The organism is Arthrobacter sp. CDRTa11 (assembly GCF_026427775.1).
Taxonomy (GTDB): domain Bacteria; phylum Actinomycetota; class Actinomycetes; order Actinomycetales; family Micrococcaceae; genus Arthrobacter.
Genome location: NZ_CP044532.1, coordinates 4,219,943 through 4,238,293 on the forward strand (window position 1 = coordinate 4,219,943; position 18,351 = coordinate 4,238,293).

Genomic DNA, 18,351 nt, shown 5'->3' on the forward strand with positions numbered 1-18,351 from the left:
GGCGGCCGACGTCCTGTTCCGGAGCTACAGGTTCCGCTCTGCATAGACCGCCAGCGCATCCCTGACGAAGGCGGCGCCGTCCGGGCCGCCGTAGTTGGCGCCGAACCGGTGGTCCGCCACGTACATCTCGCCGAGGCCTGTGACGTACGCCTTGACGGTGCCTTGGCCGCCTGCGGCCCCTGCGTCGTGGGCGGCCGGCGTTCCGGGGATATTTGTCAGCCACTGCACGTGGCGCCGTGCGATGTCCTGGGCCTCAGGGCTGTCCGGGGCAATGCCGGACGTGGCCGCTGCGATCCAGTCGGCGCCCAGCTGCTGTGAGCGCTGCTTCCATTCGGCCTTCTCCTGGGCGCCCATGCCGCGCCACCACGCGTCTCCGCGGGCGTAGGCGTCCTTGCCCCAGCGCTCCTCTACCTCGTCCTTGTACTGCGTGTGGTCGAAACCGTTGAACATGTCTTCTGCCATGATTTCGCCGCCTCCTTTCACTGCTTCGATGGTTTGCCTGACCGACGCGATCTGCCGTGCCAGCCTGTCCTGTTCCTGCTTCAGCCACTCGAGGTGCCCGGCGAGCGCTGTGGCGGCGTCCGCCTGGTCATCGAGCACCTGGCTGATGACGGGCAGGCCCAGCCCCAGTCCGCGCAGGAGCAGGATGCGCTGGAGCTGCACCAGGGCGGCCTGGTTGTAGTACCGGTAGCCGTTGTGCCCGGTGCGGCTTGGTTTGAGGAGGCCGATGTCGTCGTAGTGGCGCAGCGTCCGGCTGGTGGTGCCTGCAATCCGGGCTATGTCCTGGATGGACCAGTCCATCGCTTCCTCCTTGCCAGTCGTCTATGGACCCGTTCCCTGGGCCGATACACCCACCGTAGATGTTGACGTAGCGTCAAGGTCAAGAGGGCTGAGCCAGGGCCTTGGGCCGCGCGGCGTATTATGGACGAATGCAGACACAGCAGCGATTTATCAGCCCTCGGCCGCTTACCGGCCGCACGGGCTTCCCATCGCGCGCCTGACTGGAGCTGCCGGGGTCCGTCCGGCTCAGCGGTTGAGGGTGTTCTCCCCCTCCCGTACCTGATGCACCAAAGGACCCCCCGACATGAAGAACTACCTTTCCCTCACCCAGCTCAACTCTGCCCTGTCCCTGCGTGACCTGTCCGATCCCGAAGCCGGTCCGCATGCCATGCAGCTGCTCCTGGCGGACGTGGTCGCAGCGCTTGAACGCCTGTGGTCGGTGCCGTCCCAGATCCACCGGCTCAATCCGCTGGTGGCCACGTCTGACAACTACGACCGGCTGGGATACTCGTCCGACGACGTCACCCGCGACTCACGCTATTCGCGGCATGTCAGCCCCACCGTGATGCTCCGAAGCCATACCTCGGCGGGAATTCCCGCACTCCTGGACTCGCTCCGCGGCGAACTGGGCCACTACGACACCCTGCACGTGCTTCCCGGCCTGGTGTACCGCCGGGATGCCATCGACAGGACCCACGTTGGTGCCCCGCACCAGGTGGATCTGTGGCGGCTCAGGGCGCGCGGGCTGTTGGGGCCTTCAGACCTGGAGTCGATGATGGCCGCCGTGGTGGAAGCTGTGCTCCCGGCTGCCGAGCACCCCGGGATCGAGTGGCGGGCCACGCCTGCAAAGCACAGCTACACCGCGGCGGGGCGGCAGCTGGACGTGCTGGTCACCCTGCCCGACGGACGGCGCGAATGGCTGGAACTGGCCGAGTGCGGACTGGTGGCCGCGCCTGTCCTCCGCGGCTCAGGCTTAGACCCCCGCCGGTGGGCCGGCCTGGCACTGGGCATGGGTCTTGACCGCGCGCTGATGCTGCGAAAGGGCATCACCGACATCAGGCTCCTTCGTTCCGGGCATCCGGACGTCCAACGTCAGCTCCTGGATCTTGCTCCGTACCGTCCCGTATCGGCCATGCCCGAAGTCCGCCGCGACCTCTCGCTGGTGCTGCCCTCCGCAGCCGAGGCCGACGTCGAGCTTCTCGGCGACCTGGCCCGCACCGCGTTGGGCGCGGATGCGGACGTCCTCGCTGCCCTTGAGGTCAAGGCGGTCACGCCGACGGCGGAGCTGCCGCCCGCCGCCGTCGAACGCCTGGCGATGGCCGCAGGCCAGGTGAACGTCCTGGTGCGGCTGGTGCTTCAACCGCTGGAGCGGACACTGACGGACGCGGAGGCCAACGCCTTGCGGGACCGGGTTTACCTGGCCCTGCACCGGGGCGGGGTGCAGGAGCTGATCGCCGGGTAAGTTTGAGGCATGGTTGTCCGTCTTTGGTCGTTTCCGCGCGCCCTGCCCCGTTCCCTCTCCGCCGCAGCTGCCGCAGCTGGCGTCGGAGTCTTGCTGGCAGTTGCCGGCTGCGCCCAGCAGCTTTCCGTGGAGAACGCGGATGTGCCCGCGTGGAAGGCCACTGCCCTGCCGTCCGCCCCGGAGACTGTGGCAGAAGACGCGGGCAGGATCCTTAACTCGCAGCCGATGGAGCACACCGAGGATGTTGCCGCCGGCAGCTACACACTGACCCTGGTGTGCGAGGGTGGCGGCAAGGCCTTCCTGGCGGTCCGGGCAGGGGGACGCGAGCTGGTGGATCTTGGGGCCGCGTGCTACGGCACCCGCGAGAGCGCCAAGGTCACCGTGGCCGAAGCGGGCCCGCTGGAGATCAGTGCGTCCAGCGTGGATGCGCCGCTGCTCTACGCCTACCAGCTGGTGCCGGCAGGGTAGCTGCCGACTCGGGGTATCCCCTAATACCCGCATTGGGTGGTGCCAGCTCTGGTCTGGCATCAACGCCGAGCCTACAGTCAGAGTATGCCCGCCGTTCAGGGGGCGCCCTCGCGCCGTAACGCGGTTTCTTTTCCGGGCTGGTGCCCGTCCCGGAACGCGCGGCTGCGCACCCGCTTCACTGCCGGCGTCGTGCTGTGGGCCGCCGGCGCCATGATCGCGGGTGCGTCCCTGGCAGGGTGTGAATACACGTACGACGACGGGCGGAACGTCGCTGATCCCGCGGCGTCAGCAGCTCCGGCTGTCACCGACCCCGTGTTCACCCGCGATCCGCGGCGGGACGATCCCGTTAGCGAGGCCGATGTGGGGCCATGGCTGGAAGAAGCGCTCCCGGCGACTAAACAGCAGGTGATCCACATGGACCACGGCCTGCTGGCAGAAAACGAAGCCCAGACGGAGGAAGCAGCGGGCCTGCCTGCCGGGACCTATGCGCTGTCTTTGGCCTGCAAGGGCCTGCGGCGCGTGACGTTTACCGTCCGCAGCGACAACGTCACGTTGGTGGACGTGGGACTTCGGTGCGGATCAACCAGGCAGTACGTCATCTACATTTCCGGGGAGTCCGTGCTGACGTTCCGCATGGAGTCAAGGTCGGCTGCCAACTACGCCTACCGGCTGGCACTGCTCTGACGCTGCGCCTGCGGTCAGGCCGCACAGCCGTCCGGGCAGCGCAAGGTCTCCGGACTCGAGGCGCATTCAGTGCAGTACAAGGTCAGGGTGCGGCAGCTGGGGTTGGAGCAGTTCTCGAATTTGCTGGTGGGGGCGGCGCACCGGGTACATTCGCCGATCGTCTTGGCGTCCTCACTGAACTCCACGTGCATGCGCTTGTCGAAGACATACAGCGAACCCTCCCAGAGGCCCTGATCCTTGAACGTTTCGCCGTACCGGACGATTCCGCCGTCCAGCTGGTACACCTCTTTGAAGCCGCGGTTCACCATGAGGCTGGAGAGCACCTCACAGCGGATGCCGCCGGTGCAGTACGTGACCACCGGCTTCTCCTTGAGGGAATCGTACTTGCCGGAGTCGAGTTCCTTGATGAAATCGTGCGTGGTGGCAACATCGGGAACAATGGCGTCCTTGAACCGGCCGATCTGCGCTTCAAACGCGTTGCGGCCATCGAAAAACACCACCTCCTCACCCGCCTGTTTCCTGGCGTCCACAAGTTGATGGAGTTCTTCGGGCTGGAGATGAGTACCGCCGCCCACCACGCCGTTGGCATCAACCTTGAGTTCGCCGGGAGCGCCGAAAGAGACAATCTCGTCCCTGACCTTGACGCTGAGCCGCGGAAAGTCCTCGGCCCCGCCGTCAGACCATTTCACGTCGATCCCATGAAAGCCCTTGTATTCACGGGTGGTTTTCACGTACTGCTTCACCGCACCGATCTCCCCTCCCACTGTGGCGTTGATGCCGTCCTTGGAGATCAGGATGCGTCCGGTGAGTCCAAGTTTCTCGCACAAGGCACGCTGCCAGAGCCGGACCGCGTCCGGGTCAGCGATCGGGGTAAAGCCATAAAAAAGCACAATTCTGTTCAAAGCCACGTATTTAAGGGTACTGGGTGGGCTCAAGCGTTCCAGCCTGCAAGATTTTTGCCGGGAACCGCAGTTGCCGGGATCACAATTGCGTAAGCAAGTCATATCGGGGCAGCCAACCCCTGTTGCTTGTGACAGGGCTGGAATAGTCTCATCACATGAGTCCGGACGCCATGGTTGGAGACATCACTCGCCTTCTTGAAGTCTGGGTAGCCGGCTGGGCCGGCTGCCGCGGATACCCGACGGCCACTGAGGGCCGCTTTCCCGCCGTGCTGCGGGCCGACACCACCGGGGAATGGGAGTATTTCGCCCATGACCCCTCAGATGAGGAGTTTGCTTCCCTGGCTGCCAAGGCAGCCGAAGCTCCTTCGAGGGTGCTCAGCGTTTTGACCAATGACCTTGCCCGCTACACCTACCTGGCCGAAAAACACCGTCTCAACGTCACTTCCGCCTCCCAGGCAATGATGATCGTGGACATGGAAACGCAGGACTCGGAAGATCCCTGGCTCTCCGATGACGATCTCGCTCTTGAGACGTCTGAGCTCGACGGCGTGCATCATGCCGTGGTGCGTTCCGGTGACGCCCTGGCAGCCAGCGGGCGGGTCTTTGTGGTTGGCGGGACGGCCGTTTTCGACAAGATTGTCACCGAACCGAACTTCCAGCGCCGAGGGCTGGGCAGCTTCATCATGAAGGCGCTGGCGGCGCAGGCTTTTGAGCACGATGTGGAAAATGGCCTGCTACTGGCATCCCTGGATGGCCAGAAGCTGTATTCGCACCTGGGGTGGTCCACCGTCTGCCAGGTTCTGATGCTGTCCGCCTCCAACGAGGGCTCCGACCTTTCCGTCTGATCCTGACCGCCAGACTGGGTCGATAATCTCCGGTCAGCTGCCCCTGGGCGATGAATTCTTCCAGCGTGCCCAATGATTTTTTCCTGGGTGAAAGAATGTTGGGGTGAACCCCCATGACTCCCTGATTCCTTTGCTGGGCCGCGGCCCGGATCCGGAACAGCTGCGTCATGTCCGCACCATCCCGGCCCGCCAGGCGATCCACGAGGAATGGCCCGAGTGGGCTCACCCCGATCTCGTCTCTGCCTATGGTTCCCTGGGCATCCACGAGCCCTACCGCCACCAGATCCAGGCCGCCAACCTTGCCAATGGTGGCGAGCACGTTGTGATCGCCACCGGCACAGCCTCCGGTAAGTCGCTGGCGTACCAGCTTCCGGCACTGGACGCCATCCACCGCTCGGAGCTTCGGGTCCTGTCCCAGCCAGGAAAGATTCACGACGACGGCGCCGTGACGCTTTATCTCTCGCCCACTAAGGCCCTCGCCGCGGACCAACTGGCAGCCATCCGCGCCCTGAAACTGCCCACAGTCCGGGCCGAGACTTACGACGGCGACACCGATCCTGCCTCCCGCCGGTGGATACGGGACCACGCCAACTTCATCCTGGCCAATCCGGATATGCTCCACTTCGGCATCCTTCCGAACCATGCCTGGTGGGCAAGCTTCTTCCGCCGGCTGCAGTACGTGATCGTTGATGAGGCCCACAGCTACCGTGGAGTGTTCGGCTCGCACGTTGCCAACCTGATGCGACGCCTGCGCCGCATCTGCGCTTACTACAATTCGGGAACCTCCAACCCGGGGCCCGTTTTCATCGCTGCGTCAGCCACCGCATCGGAGCCCGGCACATCCTTCGGGCGCCTCATTGGGGCACCTGTCCGGGCTGTCGCCGAGGACTGTTCACCGCACGGCTCAACTACCGTGGCCTTCTGGGAGCCTGCACTGATGGAGCTCAAAGGGGAAAACGGTGCCCGGGAACGGCGCACCGCGGTAGCGGAAACTGCCGACCTCCTGGCCAACCTTGTCTCCTCCCGCGTCCGGACCATTGCCTTTATCAAGTCGCGGCGGGGGGCGGAAACGATCTCCTCCATTACCAAGCGCCTCCTGGACGAGGTGGATCCCAGCCTGCCCCAGCGGGTTGCGGCCTACCGCTCCGGTTACCTGCCGGAAGAGCGGCGCGCCCTGGAACGGTCCCTGCGTTCCGGGGAGCTACTGGGCGTCTCCAGCACATCCGCCCTGGAACTGGGAATCGACATCTCCGGACTGGATGCCGTGCTGGTGGCAGGCTGGCCCGGGACCAGGGCGTCGTTGTTCCAGCAAATAGGCCGTGCCGGGCGGGCGGGCCAGGACGCCATCGCAGCTTTTGTCGCCAGCGATGACCCCCTGGACACCTACCTGGTCAACCATCCCGAGGCCATCTTCGACGTCTCGGTTGAGGCAACAGTGTTCGATCCCTCCAACCCGTACGTGCTGGGGCCGCACCTGTGCGCCGCGGCCGCGGAGCTGCCCCTTGGCGTGGCTGAACTGGGCCTGTTCGGCAGCACATCCGAAAAACTGCTCGGACAGCTCGTGGCTCAGGGATACCTTCGCCGCCGGCCTGCAGGGTGGTTCTGGACGCACTCACAAAGTGCCGCGGCAATGGTTAATCTGCGGGCCGACGGCGGCGGACCGGTGAGTATTGTGGACGCCGATACGGGTTCCCTGCTGGGAACCATGGACTCCCCGCAAACGCACTATCAGGCTCATACCGGTGCCGTCTATGTCCACCAGGGAGACAGCTATGTGGTGGAAGACCTGAATGAAGACGACCACTGCGTGGTGGTGCGGCGTGCCAACCCGGACTACTACACCACGGCCCGGGACGTCACCCAGATCGAGGTACTGGGGACCCAGCGGACGGCCCAATGGGGCGATGTTTCCGTGCATTTTGGCGACGTGAAAGTCACAACACAGGTGGTCTCCTTTCAGCGCAAGGCGTTGATCTCCAACGAGATCCTGGGCGAGGAGCCCTTGGAGCTGGGGGCCAGGGAGCTCTTCACCAAAGCGGTCTGGTTTGTGGTGGAAAACCGGTCGCTGGCAGGAGCAGGGCTCATCGAAGCCCAGTTCCCCGGCGCCCTTCATGCCGCTGAGCACGCCGCCATTGGACTGTTGCCGCTGGTGGCATCCAGTGACCGCTGGGATATTGGCGGTGTGTCCACAGCCATCCATGCCGACACCGGGATGCCCACGATTTTTGTCTATGACGGGCACGCCGGCGGTGCGGGTTTTGCCGAACGCGGCTTCGAGAAGGCCAAGGTATGGCTCTCCGCCACCCGGGATGCCATCGAGGCCTGCGAATGCGAGTCAGGCTGCCCGTCCTGTGTGCAGTCCCCCAAGTGCGGCAACAAGAACAACCCTTTGGACAAGGCAGCCGCCATCACCCTGATCGATGTGCTGCTCAGGGATGCGAGCGAGGCAGCAACAAGCAGTGACTTGTTCGAGGCGCCCAGCTTCCAGAGCTAGGGCGGAGGTCCCGCACGCGCTTGGCCGGTTGCGGTCCCCAGGACTGTCCTGGCGAGCAGTTCTGTCCGGACCTCAACTGTCTGGCCTGCACCTTCTGTGCAACCCACGAGCCTGGCGGAGTGCCGTTCTGCCACGTCAGCTGCTACCGCACACGGCTGGCCGGGTGTGAGGCCGCGCAGGGCATCGGCCGCGGCGAGGGCCGCCAGATCGGCGGCGGCTGCCGCCCTGCTGGCCATCACCGCTGATTGCGCCAACAACAGCATCAGGGCCATGGCCATCATCACCACCAGTGCGAGTCCCGCTGCAAGGACGGTGCCCGAGCCGCGCTCCGGGTGGTCCCGGATCCTGCCGCTCATGCGGCCGCCCGCCCCCGCGATTGGTGTGTTATCAGGAGCTCGCCGAGTGCCACCGGCCCCAGATGTTTCGCGAGTTCCTGACCCGGCATTTGGCGGGCAGCGTGAGTTTCACTCCTCGTAGACGCGACAGCAGTCAACGTCCAGGGCACCGTCGTCCCCAACGGGCCACCAACCCGGTCAGCCACCGTGATACTCACCCATTCGCCATCAGCGGCCACGGCAGCTGTTGCGGTAGCTCCGGCCAGCGTCCTGACGATTCCCTCGACAGCTGCGACGCTCTCGCCCCGCGCCAATGCCCTGGCACCGGCCCGCGCCGCCTCCTCCAGACGAAGCTGGGTGACTCCTGCCGCGGCTCCCGCCAGGAGCAACGCGAGCAGCAGCAGGACTGCCGGCAAGGCCACCGCGAACTCCGCCGTTACGGCCCCGCGGGCATTCCGCCGGCCGTGGCAACCAAGCCTGAAACAGCAACGGAGGATGCTTCGACCTGCCGGACGCCAACGCGCACACGCACGGAGGCTGGAGCGGCAAGTGCCGGGCATCTTGGTCATGGCAAGGCCAGCGCCGTGCGGATGAGGTTCAGCAGGAAGCCACGTACTTCGTCGCTGCGGAGAATGAAGACGAGCAAGCCGGCGAATCCCACCGCGGCCAACGTGGCGATGGCATATTCTGCGGTGGCCATTCCTGACTGCGAACCCATAAGGCGGATACCGCGCCGACGCCGCTGCAGCCTGCTGGCACCGAGATACAGCTCAATGACGTTGTCATGGCCTTGGGCCGTCCGCTCCTGCCCGCTGCCCGGAGGCGCTACAGCCTCCGACTCGTGGGCACTTCCTCCGGGCGACATTGCGGGAGGCGGTGGGGTTGGAGTGGGAGCGCCTGGAGTGGGGGCTTTCGGGCTGCTTTGGCTAAGCGACATAGTGATGTTCCTTTCTGCGGTCCGGCCTGGTTGCCGGTGGATTCGACTCTTCCCGTCCCCGCGAATGGCGGTAAGGGGAACGGTGTCCTAAGTGGAAAAGAGGTGGCTGCGCGCTGAGTGTGGAGGACAAGAGCTGTGGGCACGCGAGTTAGGTGTGGTCGGAAGAGCGCTGCGCATGGAGGAGGACTGAACCGGAGGGTCTGACCGTTCAAAGAAGAAGCGCGCACTGGGAATCGCAGCGGGTTGGGGTATGGGGTATGAGGCATCGCGCATGGGGCATGGCGCACCAAGCCGCGAGCTTGCCATACACAATTGCGAATGTGATGCCCCAAGCGACTGGGTCAGGATCCGGAGGGAACCAGCGCCAGCAGCACCGGAATTACGCCGAGGCATATGAAGGCAGGCAACGAACACAGTCCAAGGGGAATGACCAGCTTCACGCCCAGTGATGCCGCGCATTTCTCCGCCGCCCGGAATCTCTCGCGCCGCAGCCTGGCAGCCTGGGCATAAAGAATCGCCGAGGATGGGGCGCCCGTCAGTGCTGCGAAACCCAAGGCATCACGCAACTCGAGGATCTCCGGCAGGCGCACCTCCGAGCTTCGCCAAGCCGTCTCCCAGTCGGCGCCGATGGCGAGCGCCGAAACGACCGGACGCAGCGAACTGCGGTAGTCACTGGAGGCAGCGGATGCCACGAGTTCGAGCGATCGTCCAATGCCTGACCCGGAGTCCAGCATCGCGGCCACGAGCTCCAGGATCATCGGAGTGTCGCGCAGTCCCTCGAAGTTGCCAGCCCGGCGCGAGTCCGCAGACGTGTCATGGCTGCGGAACCGATCCCCCGCCTTCCCGGCAGCGGCCGATGCTGGTGCAGAGCAAAGGCTGAGCAGCCGCGTCCTGGCCCGGCCGTGGCCCGCAAAAGCAAGAGTCGCGGCGCCGGTCAGGACAAAAACCAAGGAAAGTACAGGGAGAAAACTTTCTGTCATGGCACGGCCGCCCCTGCCGCGGCATGGACCAACCGCGAAGACCAGACCCGGCCAGCAACTGTTAGGAGCACACCAGCAGCCAGCGCTGCCAGCCCAAGAGGTGTGCCGAACAAAATGGCAAGTGGATCAACGCCCAGGGCGATGCCCAGACCAAGACCCATCAGCGGCAGCCACGTCAGGAGACTGACTGTGGCCTTGGGTCCCGCCAGCGCCGTCTGCCGGGCGGCCTCGGCGTCATCTTCCACCTCGAGTTGGCTGGCAAAGCGGGATAGGACGTCAGCCAGAGGACAGCCGCTTGCCTCGGCAATATCGAGGCAGGCAGCGAGGTCGAGCCAGACTCGGAGCTCTTTGCCTCCGCGCGGGAAGGCGGTCCTGGCCGACATCCTGAGGGCGTCGGACACCGGTGCGCCGCGAATAGCGGCGGCCCGCGCAGTCCCGAGCATGATCAGTGAGGCTGGGCTCAAGCCAGAGCCAACCCGGCCCGGCATGGCTTCCGGCCGCATTGCCGGCCATGGCTGTTCGATCCTCCCACGCGGTCCGGTCCGTCCAAGCGCTTCCGTCGATGCAGGCCCTTCTGGCACCCGGCCAGATCCTTCCGGCACCCGTTCCGACATGCCGGTGTGGACCAGCCATATCTCCTCCCACAGCCTGGCGGGAGTCCGGCCGCCCTTCAGCAATGCGGCGAGCTGCTGCACCACCAGGGTCAGGGAGACAGCCCCCGCGCCCACCCCCGGCCTGTCACTAAGACGTCCGAGACGGAGGAACCAACCACCACTGAACCGGCGATCACTGGACCAAGCACGGCGGAAGGCACCATCCATGAAAGCACCAAGGAGGGATACGTCACGAGCTGGAGCTCCGCGCCGGCCCGGCGTAGGGCCCGACGAGCCAAGGCTGCCCACTTTGCCAGTGCCCATACCGCGCCTGAGCCGGCGCACCACTCCACCGGGCCGGTGCAGGAGCAACACCGCCCCCACGAGTACGACGGCCAGAAGGACAGTCATGCTGCCGTTCCGGATACGGCTCGAAAGCTGCTGCCTGAAACGAAGCCCCCGCCTGATGCCGCACGCGTGACGTGCTGCAGCCCAAGGCGGGCGGCGAGCGGCGCCCACGCCGGCCCGTGACGTGTTCGGCCCGTGTCAGTTTCCATAGCGCCGGCATCCAGCGCCCCAGGCTCCAGCGGGCCACTTTCCAAAGCCCCGGTCCTGAAAGCCTCTCTCCCTACAGCGCCGGCATCCAGCGCCCCAGTTTCAAAAGCGTCAGCTTCCAAGGCAGGAACCACTGTAAGGCCGTCGGGACCATTGTTTACCACCCCGATGCAGGCCACGCGGCGCCCATACGCCGACCTCTCCACATGGATAACCACATCAAGCGCGCTGGCAGCCTGAAGCCTGATGGCGTCCTCCCCCAGCCCCGCCAATGCCCCCAAGGCTATAAGCCGGGCCGGGACTGCGGTGGCCGTGTTCGCGTGGATGGTTCCGCCCCCTCCGGTGTGGCCGGTATTCATGGCGGTAAGGAGTTCCCTGACTTCAGCCCCGCGGCATTCCCCCACCACCAGTCTGTCTGGCCGCATCCGCAATGCCTGCCGGACCAGCTCACCGAGATCCACTTCACCCCCACCTTCCAGGTTCCCGTGGCGTGATTCCAGCGACACAATATGTGGGTGAACAGGGTTCAGTTCCGCGGCATCTTCAATCAGCACCAGCCGTTCGCCGGGAGAGCAAAGTCCCAGCAGCGTGGACAACAGGGTTGTTTTGCCTGAGCCGGTGGCTCCGCTGACGAGGAAGCTCAGCCGGCGCTCCACAATGCGTTCGAGGACATCCTGGATAAGTGGGCCGAACATGCCCCCGGACCGGAGTTCGTCAAGGCTGAATACCTGCTCGCGGCGGATCCGGATACTGAGCAGGGTGCCCGCTGTGGAGATGGGCGGCAGCACAGCATGGACCCGATAGCCGCCATCCAGCCTGACATCCACGCACGGCGACCCGTCATCCAGCCGTCGGCCGCCGGCAGCGACGAGCCGTGAGGCCAGGGCCCGCAACTGGCTTTCACCTGCAAAGAAGACGTTGGCCCGCTCAATCCCCTTTCCCCTGTCCACCCAGACGGAGTCCGGGGCGTTGACGAAGATGTCTGTCACCCGCACGTCCCTGGTTAGCTCCTGCAGGGGTCCCAGCCCGTTGAGTTCAGCGCTGATCCGTTCCATTGCGGCAAGGGAACCGGCAGTCCCCAGCAGCTTGCCTGTGGCCTGGACAGCGGCAGCCACCCGGGAAGGGGTGACCGGTCCGGCGTCGGCCATTACCGATTCGCGGACGGTCTCCAGCAGCGCCGAATCCAGTGCCCAGGGATCCTGGGCCCTGGACTGCCGGCGCCGGATCCCTGCTGCGGGACCGGGAGTGCCTGGGGAAAGGGGCAGACGGCCGCTCACAGGAGTTCACCCATCGGAATCTCGTCCTCAAGCAGGTCCAGAACTGAAGCGGCAAAGTGCCTGACGCCGCGCCGTTTGCCCAGCTCGAGGAGCCTTCCGTTCTCCGACGCGGCACCCACGCCGCGGAGCTCCGGGACTCTTCCGTGCACCGGCAGCCCCACTGCCTCCGCAATCATGGCACCGTCCAGGGCCGCTCCTGTTTTGCCCCTGATCAGCAGTGCCGCTTCAACCGGCGGAAGCTCCTGCAACAACCGGGCTGAAGCCACCGCAGCTTTCAGCAGTGCAGGAACCACCACCAGGATGCGGTCGCAGTCCCAGGCGAAGGTGTGCAGCTGTTCTGAGCCTCGGCCGATGTCCACGACCACCAGTTCGTACCCACGCCGTGCGGCATCCATGACACCCGCCGTCGTGGGAGCGTCCACTGGAGTGGGTCGGTCCCGGCTGCCCGGCCAGGACAGGAACGAAAAGCCTCCGGCGACGGGAAGGGAATCAGAGAGCTGTTCAGGATCGATGCTTCCGCTGGCCTCGGAGAGATCCGGCCAGCGCAGGCCCGGCGTCTCTTCGGCAGCGAGGGCAAGTTCCAGCCCTCCTCCCCAGGGATCGCCGTCCACCAGCAGGACGCGCGCACCCAGCCCGGCCGCAGCCTGCGCGATCCAAATGGCAGACGTGGTGGCACCTGCCCCGCCGCATCCTCCGGTAACCCCGAGCACCAGTCCGCCGGCCTCAGGTGAGCGCGACCTGCTGAGGTATTCCGCCAGCCAGGCGGCGGCGTCCGGCAGCACTGCAACCCGTTCAGCCCCGAGGGCCGCAGCCAGATGCCAGAGGCTGTCACCTTCTCCGTTGAGGCCCACCAGAACCGCCGGCGCCCGCCGCCGCGGCGGCAACTCCCGGACGTCACTCCCCACCAGCACCGCTGCTGCCGAGTCCCAGCATTTGGCGGCCTCGGCCACATCAGGCACCACACGCAGTTGTCCTCCGGCGGCGGCAACGATCCGCTCCACCTCACTCCGGAGAACGCTGAAGCCTGTGACCAGCAGAACCTCCGCAGAGTCATCCGGCAGCCATGCAGCCGCAGCAGGATCCGGTCCTTTTGCAAGGGTCATTCCGGTGCCGTGTGAGGGGTTGCCTGCAGGGGAGCCGCGGCGCGCCGGGCCTGATGGGGCGCCCTGTTCAAAGGTGGACGACGGTAGCTGATGCCTGCTCATGGGACCACTCTCCCGCTGCCCACCGAACGCGCTAAGGGGCGCAGTGATCTATGTGGACAACACTCCGCAACGGCCAGCTGTGGAGGGGAGGTCAATCAGGCCTTCCCTACAGGGCAGAATGAGAACCATGTACTTGCTGCTCGCCGCCCACGCTGAAGGCGCAGTACTGCAGCAAGTCACTCAGGCGGGCGACCCCCACCCGGACAACCCGGAACCGTGCGTGGTCAGCGCGGCCGGTCTTCCCGCCGTCGTACGCCAGCGGGAACACGCCCACGGAGCGCCGCCACCCCGCTGGATCTGGCACCGGACACAGGACTGGTATCCGGCTCTGCTGGCGTCCGGGGTGGAAGTTGACCGGTGCTATGACCTGACGCTGTGCGGCAACATCCTGGCGTACTCCCAGTTCACGGCACACACTGACTACGCCCGGAACGCCGAAAAGATCACACTTGACGATCCGCAGCAGCCGCCGCGTGCCCTCCAGCCACCGCCACCGCCCGCCGAGCAGGGTGCGCTCTTTGAGGATCTGGCCCGGAGTGCAGCATCGCTGCCGACGTTGAACGAACTGCGCGCCGAATACGCCGCCCAGCAGTCAGCCTTGGCCTCGGCCAGCGGCGAAGACAACCAGCAGAAGCGGCTTCAGCTGCTCCTGGCGGCTGAATCTGCGGGGGCAATGATCGCAGCGGAAATGCAGCATACAGGAGTTCCGTGGCGGGAGGACCTGCACGGGCAAATCCTGGCGGACCACCTCGGGCCCCGCCCGCCTCTGGGCCATAGGCCGGCGAAGCTTGAGGCGCTGAACACCGAATTACGCGGCCTGCTCAGCTCCCCCGGACTGAATCCTGACTCCCCGCAGGAGCTGATGCGCGCCCTGCACCGCAACGGCATTGAGGTAAAGAGCACCCGAAAATGGGAGCTCCAGGAATCCAGCCACCCTGCCATCGAACCGCTGCTGGCCTACAAGAAACTCTCCCGCCTGCACACCGCCAACGGCTGGGCGTGGCTGGACGCATGGGTGAACAACGGCCGGTTCCAGCCCGAATACGTGGTGGGCGGAGTGGTGTCCGGCCGGTGGGCCTCCCGTGGCGGCGGTGCCCTGCAGATTCCGCGCCAGATCCGCGGCGCCGTGCACGCGGATCCCGGCTACAAACTTATTGTCGCGGATGCCTCACAGCTGGAACCCCGGGTCCTGGTGGCCCTCGCGCAGGACTCCAAAATGGCGGAAGCCGCAAGGGACAAGGACCTCTATGCGGGTATTGCGGCGCAGGGGTTCGGCGGTGACCGTGCGAAGGCAAAGATTGCCCTGCTTGGTGCCATTTACGGTGCAACTACCGGCGAATCCGGCCGCCTGATGCCGCAGCTGGCCCGCACCTATCCCCGCGCTGTGGGCTTCGTGGAGCAGGCGGCGCGCAACGGCGAGCAGGGCGGCACCGTTACTACCCGGCTGGGCCGCAGCAGCCCCCCGCCATCGGAAGGCTGGCTCCAAAGCCAGCGGACCGCCACCGCGGAGGAGCAACGCCGGGCCGACTCCATCGCCCGGTCCCGCGGCCGTTTTACCCGCAACTTTGTGGTGCAGGGTTCGGCTGCTGACTGGGCCGCCTGCTGGCTGGCGGAATTACGACGGCGGTTGCGAGCCATGCGCGCGGAAGGTTCCTTCCAGGCGGAACTGGTGTTTTTCCTGCACGACGAAGTAATGGTGCACGCGCCGGAAGCCGGAGTGGAGGCGTGTATCCGTGCCATCGAGGAAGCCGCCGGGGCAGCCAAGGAGTTGCTGTTCGGCCGCATTCCCGTCGAATTTCCAGTCAGTGTGGCCGTGGTCGATTCCTACGACAACGCAAAGTAGACCCACACGGGAATCAATGCGTGTCAGCCAGGCGCGGAATCCGGACATGGAACCATACCTGAACGCCCCTGCCCTTGTGGCGGCGGGCATGGGCAAGGGAAACTGGCCACATGAGCGGTGTTCAGGAGCAGCAGGCCGGCTCCGGGCGATCTTCCGGCGCCCCGCACCAAAGCCGGACCCGGCCGCGTGCGGCGCTGGCTGACTACCTCCTGGACCAACTGAATGTGCTGGAAGGCAACCTCCCCCTGGCCGGAGCAGGGGATCCGGAAGCCGTCCACAACGCGAGGGTTGCGGTACGCCGCTTCCGCTCGGTGGCCACGTGCAACAGGTTCCTTTTGCCCGATTTCCCGGCGGACGACGTCGGGATGCTGAAGACGCTGGCGCGCGGGCTGGGCGAATCGCGTGATGCCGAAGTCCAAGCTGAACGGCTCTCCCTGGTGCTGGATGCCAACGGTCCGTGGCACCGTGAGGAGAGCCTGCGGAAGTTGGTTGAAGCGCTCCGCGCACGGGCTGTGGAACGGGCGGCGACACTGGAGCAGACGGCCACAGGCCCGGTTTTGGCCAGGGCACGGCGTGTTCTCGCAGCCGGTTGGGGCCACACCGGCAGGATGGAGGTCACAGCAGCGCTGCAGAACCGCTGGGAGCGCCTCGGGATCCTGATGGCGAAGGCGCGCGAACCGTTGCCCTTGGATGAGCATCACTTCCAGCTGCACAACGTCCGTAAAGCGATTAAGGGCCTTCGCTATTCGGCCGAGGCAGTAACCGCGTCATTCGGGGAACCTGCCCTGGCGATCGTTCGTCCTGCCATCGCGCTCCAGCGGCTCCTGGGCGAACAGCACGATGCCGTGGTGGCCAGCATATTGCTGACAGCTACTGCCAACGTTGATCCGCGGGACGCAGCGGCACTGGCCCAGCTCGAGTCCCTGCGCGCGGTTGCCGCCGAAACGGAGTTTTTAAGGCTGCTTGCCCTTGACCCGGTTCCGTCGCCGGCCATCGTGATGGCCCTTGGACGTACTGAGAGCCCCCGGCCATAGCCGATTTTCCTTGCCCGCTCCAGTCATGTGTGATGGTGGGACCACCAGGGACGTGCGCAGAAATGTACCGGGCAGTAGCTATCCACTGTGCCGGGGATCACGTTACAGTCGGACTCGTGACTGTAGCAGCACGGTCCACCGGAATTGCAAAGAAGCATACCCAGGGGAGGTCCGGCTTATGGCGGGCAGGTTCGAAATTCACCGTGTTGGCGACGAGTCCTACAGGCTCCGGCTCACAGACGCGGAGGGGAACATCGTGGCGGTTTCGCCGAACTTTAAACATGTCAGCGCACTGCTTGAGGGCATCAAGGCAATGCGCGAAAATGCTGCTACTGGAATAGTGGTCGATCTGCGGCAACAGACACAGTCGTAGCGGACGTCGCAGCAGACATCGTCAGACGGGGACCCCTGTTGGCGCAGGCCCCCTGAAGGCTGGCCCGTGAAAGAGCTGAAGGCTGGCCCGTGAAAGAGTGCCCGGACCGGCTTAGATGTCTATCACGTGCAGGCGGGTGCGGTCCCACGGGACCGCCCATCCCAGCTGCTCGAAGAGTCCCGTCAGCACCATCCCGGTAAAGCCCCACACCAGGACACCGTTAACCGTGAAGGCCGGGCTGTTAAAAGTCCGGCCGCCCCGGCTGACGGTGGACATGACGCGGTTGTCCGGGTCCAGCAGGTCGCGGACCGGGATCCGGAACACCTGTGCGGATTCGGCGTAGTCCACCACCCGCACGGGCGACGGCGACGCCCACCAGCCCACCACCGGTGTGACCAGGAAGTTGCTCCGGGCCAGCCCCAGTTCCTGGAGGGTTCCCAGGACTTCGACGCCCGTGGCGTCCAGCCCGGTTTCCTCTTCCGCCTCCCGCAGGGCGGCAGCAACCGGGGATTCGTTGGGGTCGATGGTGCCGCCCGGAAACGCCACCTGGCCGGGATGCGAGTCCAGCGTGTGCGCACGTTCCAGCAGCAGGACGTCCAGATCCGCGGGCGCCAGGGCCTTCCCTGAGGAAGCGGGGACGTTGTCCAGCACGCCAAACAGCATCAGGACCGCGGCCCTGCGGGCAATGCTTTCATCCACAGTAAGGGTGGCCCAGAGCGCGTTGGGTTCGGGTGCGGTCCCGGATTCGGTCCTTCGCACCAGGTCGATCAGATCCTGCCGGGCGCTCACGGACTTCTCTTCTGGGATTCCATCCGGATCTCGGCGGCCCGGTGCGTTTCAGCGAGCAGCTTTTCCAGGAGTGGCTCGCTGCCCGGTGCGAGTTCGTATTTCAGGAGTTTGGCCGCTTTGGCAGGATCTGTTTCACCAAGCCCGTAGCTGGGACACCAGTTGGCCACGGGACACGCACCGCATGCCGGCTTCCGTGAATGGCACACCCGCCGCCCGTGGAACACCACGCGGTGGGAGAGCATGGTCCAATCCTTTGGCTCAAAGAGTTCCGCCACGTCGAATTCAATCTGGACAGGATCCTCTGACGTGGTCCAGCCGAAACGGCGGGCCAGGCGGCCGAAATGGGTGTCCACGGTGATTCCAGGAATCCCGAAGGCATTGCCCAGGACCACGTTGGCTGTCTTGCGTCCCACCCCAGGCAGTGTCACCAGGTCATCGAGCCGTCCCGGCACAACACCGTCGAAGTCGTCCACGAGTCGGGTGGCCAGGGCAATCAGATTCCGGGTTTTCGCCCGGAAAAACCCTGTCGGTTTGATGATCGCTTCCAGGTCCGCCGGGTCTGCCTCGGCAAGACTGCGCGCATCCGGGTACCGCGCAAAGAGCAGCGGAGTGATCTGGTTGACGGTGACGTCGGTAGTCTGCGCCGACAGAACTGTGGCAACCAGCAGTTCCAGCGGATTCCGGAAATCAAGTTCAGCGTGGGCGTAGGGATACTTCTCTGCCAGGGCCCGGTTGATCCGTCGCGCCCTGCGCTTGAGGGCCAGCAAGGACTCCGATGAGACCCGCGGGCCGGCC

The 18,351-nt window shown here is 65.5% G+C and carries 19 protein-coding genes; 8 read left to right on the forward strand and 11 right to left on the reverse strand.

Annotation, left to right across the window (positions count from 1 at the left end; all coding sequences use genetic code 11):
• Window positions 1-24: 24 nt before the first annotated feature.
• The gene (locus F8G81_RS19155) at window positions 25-801 is read right to left on the reverse strand and encodes a MerR family transcriptional regulator (RefSeq protein ID WP_267276225.1); all 777 of its coding nucleotides are present in this window, start codon (window positions 799-801) and stop codon (window positions 25-27) included.
• A gap of 283 nt (window positions 802-1,084) precedes the next feature.
• Here F8G81_RS19155 and F8G81_RS19160 point away from each other — a divergent pair, with 283 nt between their 5' ends.
• The 3 genes from F8G81_RS19160 to F8G81_RS19170 all read left to right on the forward strand — a co-directional run bounded on the left by F8G81_RS19160 (window position 1,085) and on the right by F8G81_RS19170 (window position 3,394).
• The gene (locus F8G81_RS19160; RefSeq protein WP_267276226.1) at window positions 1,085-2,242 is read left to right on the forward strand and encodes a hypothetical protein; all 1,158 of its coding nucleotides are present in this window, start codon (window positions 1,085-1,087) and stop codon (window positions 2,240-2,242) included.
• 9 nt (window positions 2,243-2,251) lie between these two features.
• A complete protein-coding gene (locus F8G81_RS19165) occupies window positions 2,252-2,710 on the forward strand; it encodes a hypothetical protein (RefSeq protein ID WP_267276227.1) in 459 nt (152 codons plus the stop codon).
• 84 nt (window positions 2,711-2,794) lie between these two features.
• Complete coding sequence (locus F8G81_RS19170; protein WP_267276228.1) at window positions 2,795-3,394, forward strand: hypothetical protein; 600 nt, start codon at window positions 2,795-2,797, stop codon at window positions 3,392-3,394.
• Window positions 3,395-3,408: 14 nt separating this feature from the next.
• On the opposite strand, the gene F8G81_RS19175 is transcribed toward F8G81_RS19170, so the two are convergent.
• Entirely contained in the window at window positions 3,409-4,302 is an 894-nt protein-coding gene (locus tag F8G81_RS19175) for a rhodanese-related sulfurtransferase (protein ID WP_267276229.1), read from the reverse strand.
• Between the two features lie 149 nt (window positions 4,303-4,451).
• Between F8G81_RS19175 and F8G81_RS19180 the strand changes: the two genes are divergently transcribed.
• Both F8G81_RS19180 and F8G81_RS19185 read left to right on the forward strand, forming a co-directional pair.
• Window positions 4,452-5,141, forward strand: coding sequence for a GNAT family N-acetyltransferase (locus F8G81_RS19180; protein WP_267276230.1), 690 nt, complete (start codon window positions 4,452-4,454; stop codon window positions 5,139-5,141).
• Window positions 5,142-5,244: 103 nt separating this feature from the next.
• The gene (locus tag F8G81_RS19185) at window positions 5,245-7,635 is read left to right on the forward strand and encodes a DEAD/DEAH box helicase (protein WP_267276231.1); all 2,391 of its coding nucleotides are present in this window, start codon (window positions 5,245-5,247) and stop codon (window positions 7,633-7,635) included.
• Here F8G81_RS19185 and F8G81_RS19190 read toward each other — a convergent pair.
• The 7 genes from F8G81_RS19190 to ssd all read right to left on the reverse strand — a co-directional run bounded on the left by F8G81_RS19190 (window position 7,632) and on the right by ssd (window position 13,415).
• Window positions 7,632-7,991, reverse strand: coding sequence for an Rv3654c family TadE-like protein (locus tag F8G81_RS19190; RefSeq protein WP_267276232.1), 360 nt, complete (start codon window positions 7,989-7,991; stop codon window positions 7,632-7,634). The genes F8G81_RS19185 and F8G81_RS19190 overlap by 4 nt on opposite strands.
• Entirely contained in the window at window positions 7,988-8,392 is a 405-nt protein-coding gene (locus F8G81_RS19195) for a TadE family type IV pilus minor pilin (RefSeq protein ID WP_323809210.1), read from the reverse strand. The genes F8G81_RS19190 and F8G81_RS19195 overlap by 4 nt, the downstream gene beginning before the upstream one ends.
• 143 nt (window positions 8,393-8,535) lie before the next feature.
• Window positions 8,536-8,907 carry a DUF4244 domain-containing protein gene (locus tag F8G81_RS19200; protein ID WP_267276233.1) on the reverse strand — a complete coding sequence of 124 codons (372 nt, stop codon included), beginning with the start codon at window positions 8,905-8,907 and terminating at the stop codon, window positions 8,536-8,538.
• A gap of 341 nt (window positions 8,908-9,248) precedes the next feature.
• The gene (locus F8G81_RS19205; protein ID WP_267276234.1) at window positions 9,249-9,887 is read right to left on the reverse strand and encodes a type II secretion system F family protein; all 639 of its coding nucleotides are present in this window, start codon (window positions 9,885-9,887) and stop codon (window positions 9,249-9,251) included.
• Window positions 9,884-10,891: a type II secretion system F family protein gene (locus tag F8G81_RS19210; RefSeq protein ID WP_267276235.1), complete on the reverse strand. Its 1,008-nt coding sequence runs from the start codon at window positions 10,889-10,891 to the stop codon at window positions 9,884-9,886. Before F8G81_RS19210 ends, F8G81_RS19205 begins: the two co-directional genes overlap by 4 nt.
• Window positions 10,888-12,312, reverse strand: coding sequence for a TadA family conjugal transfer-associated ATPase (locus tag F8G81_RS19215; RefSeq protein WP_416377070.1), 1,425 nt, complete (start codon window positions 12,310-12,312; stop codon window positions 10,888-10,890). Before F8G81_RS19215 ends, F8G81_RS19210 begins: the two co-directional genes overlap by 4 nt.
• The gene (ssd, locus tag F8G81_RS19220; RefSeq protein ID WP_267279297.1) at window positions 12,309-13,415 is read right to left on the reverse strand and encodes a septum site-determining protein Ssd; all 1,107 of its coding nucleotides are present in this window, start codon (window positions 13,413-13,415) and stop codon (window positions 12,309-12,311) included. Before ssd ends, F8G81_RS19215 begins: the two co-directional genes overlap by 4 nt.
• A gap of 229 nt (window positions 13,416-13,644) precedes the next feature.
• On the opposite strand from ssd, the gene F8G81_RS19225 reads away from it, so the two are divergent.
• The 3 genes from F8G81_RS19225 (at window position 13,645) to F8G81_RS19235 (ending at window position 16,767) form a co-directional block, all read left to right on the forward strand.
• Window positions 13,645-15,360, forward strand: a complete 1,716-nt coding sequence (locus tag F8G81_RS19225) for a bifunctional 3'-5' exonuclease/DNA polymerase (protein WP_267276236.1) — start codon at window positions 13,645-13,647, stop codon at window positions 15,358-15,360.
• 110 nt (window positions 15,361-15,470) lie between these two features.
• Window positions 15,471-16,394 carry a CHAD domain-containing protein gene (locus tag F8G81_RS19230; protein WP_267276237.1) on the forward strand — a complete coding sequence of 308 codons (924 nt, stop codon included), beginning with the start codon at window positions 15,471-15,473 and terminating at the stop codon, window positions 16,392-16,394.
• 178 nt (window positions 16,395-16,572) lie between these two features.
• Window positions 16,573-16,767 (forward strand): YegP family protein, encoded by a 195-nt coding sequence (locus F8G81_RS19235; RefSeq protein WP_267276238.1) that lies wholly within the window; start codon window positions 16,573-16,575, stop codon window positions 16,765-16,767.
• Window positions 16,768-16,878: 111 nt separating this feature from the next.
• Here the strand turns inward: F8G81_RS19235 and F8G81_RS19240 are convergent, their stop codons facing one another.
• Together F8G81_RS19240 and nth are read right to left on the reverse strand one after the other, a co-directional pair.
• Window positions 16,879-17,556: an NUDIX hydrolase gene (locus F8G81_RS19240; RefSeq protein ID WP_267276239.1), complete on the reverse strand. Its 678-nt coding sequence runs from the start codon at window positions 17,554-17,556 to the stop codon at window positions 16,879-16,881.
• Window positions 17,553-18,323 (reverse strand): endonuclease III, encoded by a 771-nt coding sequence (gene nth, locus F8G81_RS19245; RefSeq protein ID WP_267279298.1) that lies wholly within the window; start codon window positions 18,321-18,323, stop codon window positions 17,553-17,555. The genes F8G81_RS19240 and nth overlap by 4 nt, the downstream gene beginning before the upstream one ends.
• Window positions 18,324-18,351 lie beyond the last annotated feature (28 nt).